This is a genomic window from Terriglobales bacterium (assembly GCA_035487355.1).
In the GTDB taxonomy this organism is placed as follows: domain Bacteria; phylum Acidobacteriota; class Terriglobia; order Terriglobales; family Acidobacteriaceae; genus QIAW01.
This window is the reverse complement of sequence record DATHMF010000048.1, coordinates 1-2,667: the sequence shown is the minus strand read 5'-3', so window position 1 is coordinate 2,667 and position 2,667 is coordinate 1. Positions and strand designations below refer to the sequence as shown.

Here is a 2,667-nt window from a genome sequence, read left to right as displayed (position 1 = left end):
CTGCAATCGTCGTCTTTCGCTTCGGGTTCGTCGCCCTGGCGGTTGGCGTGTTCACGACCGACATGTTGTTGAATGTGCCTGTGACTCTCGACTTTTCAGCCTGGTATGCGAGCAGCACATTGCTCCCCCTGCTCGGCGTCGCGGCCCTGGCGGTTTGGGGTTTCTGCAATGCCCTTGCCGGGCAGAAATTGTGGAAGACGGAGCTGTTCAGCTAGTGCGCTAGCCCGACTTTACCACCCCAGAGTAGTTGAAGCCTGCCCGCGTCTATCTTAGGATCCTCTGGACGCCGCATGTAGAGCTGGTCTCAGCCGCTTACGCTACGCGCTTAACGTGCGCGCGATTTGTATGACCTAACATTATTGAGAGTCGGCTGCCCCTCGAACGTGATTTCGCGGGCCCAATGAACTCCTGCTGTTAATGGCAGGTTAGTTATAATGAGGCACACGTCTTGATACTTGCTGCCACTAGCAATTGTGCTAGTGTATGACCCAACACAATGCCTAGCCTCACTAAGAAGATTGTGCGCGGCAAGCCTTATTACTACTTGCGCGAGTGCCAGCGCGTGAACGGCAAGCCCAAAGTCGTCTCCACCATTTATCTGGGCTCCCCGGAAAGTATCCGCGATCGCCTTTTACGCCCCCAGCCAGCCGAGGTCGCCGTTTATGAGTTTGCTGGTTCCGCGGCCAGTTTTTCCATGGCCCAGGCGCTCGATGTGGTTGCCACCATCGACCGCCACGTCCCCAAACGCGGGGCTCAAGGCCCTTCCGTCGGCCAATATCTCCTACTCGCTGCCCTTAACCGTTGTCTTGCGCCTACCAGCAAAGCCGGCATCGCTCATTGGTACAGCAAAACCGCGCTCCGCCGCTTCTTGCCCATCACCCCCAACCAGCTCAGCAGTCAACGCTTTTGGGACAATATGGAGCGAGTCAGCGCCGAACAAATCGTCGCCATCGAACAGGATTTGGCCCAAACCGCAGTCACCCGCTTCGGCCTAGATCTGCGCTGCCTGGTCTTTGATGCCACCAACTTTTTTACTTTCCTCGACAGCTTCAACTTGCGGGCCAAGTTGCCGCAGCGTGGCCATGGAAAACAGGGGCATGAACATCTTCGGCTTCTGGGATTGGCTCTGCTGATCACCACCGATGGCCAGGTCCCATTGTTGCATCACACCTACGCCGGCAATCAGCATGATTCCGTAACCTTCCAGACCATAGCCGAGCAGTTGTTTGTCCGCTGTCGTTGTTTGTCCCAGGAGCTTCGCGACATCACCCTGATTTTTGACAAGGGAAACAACTCGAAAGAAAACCTCAAGCGGGTGGACCAAAGCAAGCTGCACTTCATCGGCTCGCTCGTTCCCACCCAGCATCCCGATCTGCTGGCCATTCCGCGTGCCACCATGCGTCGTCTGGATCGATCGCAGCTGTCAGCGGTGTGGGCTCATCGTACACACAAAATCGTGTTTGGCGTAGAACGTACGGTAGTGGTCACATTTAACCAGAATCTGTTTCGCGCCCAGACCAAAACGCTTTCGCGAGAAATCCGTAAACGACAACGCCAGCTGGGGAAATTACAGAACCGTCTCCAGGGTCGCCGTCCCGGCGACCGGGGGAAGAAGCCGACCGTGGCCGGGGTAGGGAAAGAGGTCCAAGAGATTCTTCAAGGTCGGCATATGGCCGACTTATTCCGAACCAAGGTTACGAAAAACCGCCAAGGTCTTCCCCGCCTGCAGTTTGGCTATCGGGTCGCGGCCTATAAAAAATTATGCTCCACCTTGCTGGGCAAGACGGTTTTGTTCACCGATCATGGCCAGGACTGGTCAGACGAGCAGATTGTGTTGGGCTACCGCGCCCAGCATCATGTGGAAGGGGATTTCCGCCTGATGAAGAATCCTCTTTACCTAAGCTTTCGACCGACTTTCCACTGGACCGACCAGAAGCTACGAGTCCACGCCTTCTGCTGTGTTCTGGCCCTGATGATCCTGAATCTGCTCCGCCGCCAACTGGCGCAGGCGGGCATCCCTGTCAGCGTGCTCGCAATGATGAAGCAGCTCACGAATATTCAAGAAGTAACCGTGCTCTATCCGGCACCGCAGCGCGGCCAAAAACTCCTCGCCCGAACCGTGCTGTCGAAGATGAACACCAGACAGCAAAAAATGGTTGCCGCCCTCGCCCTCGATCGCTATCGGGCCAATTAGGTCATACATCCTAAACTCTCGCGCAGCCGCGCCAGGCGCGACTCCGCAGCATATTTCGCCTTCCGGGCTGGTAAACTCGGGCTAGATCAATATAAGTTCCGACGTTGGGGGGTTTTGAGAACACGGTTGTTGGCTTTACTACGAGAAGGGAACGAACATGAAGCTTACGAGATGATGAGGACGGCTTTTGCCGTCGTCCGGTCAATCGCTGCGGCAACTCAAGTCGAGGTACAGGAGCCCACGAAACGAGAGAGTATGCGCATTCTGAATGGCATTCTCACATTGATCATTGTGGGTTTGCTCATCGCACCCATAGCGTCACCTAAAGCTGCTGGGGCAGCGAAGCCTGCGCCTGGCCCGACCGCGGAAAGCGTGATGGCGGCGGAAGAGGAACTCACACGGGCGTTGCGGGATAACGATGCGGATGGCATTGCGCGCTGCCTGTCAGATGACTGGGCCGTTATTTCTGCGAG

Annotated in this window: 3 protein-coding genes; all 3 read left to right on the top strand. The window is 56.3% G+C overall.

Features of this window, described 5'->3' with window-relative positions; all coding sequences use genetic code 11:
• On the top strand, positions 1 to 215 hold a 215-nt coding region (locus VK738_10610; GenBank protein HTD23097.1), incomplete at its 5' end, for a hypothetical protein.
• A 305-nt stretch (positions 216 to 520) separates the two neighbouring features.
• Complete coding sequence (locus VK738_10605) at positions 521 to 2,194, top strand: IS1634 family transposase (protein ID HTD23096.1); 1,674 nt, start codon at positions 521 to 523, stop codon at positions 2,192 to 2,194.
• Positions 2,195 to 2,365: 171 nt separating this feature from the next.
• Positions 2,366 to 2,667 (top strand): hypothetical protein (locus VK738_10600; protein HTD23095.1); only part of this gene is annotated, 302 nt, incomplete at its 3' end.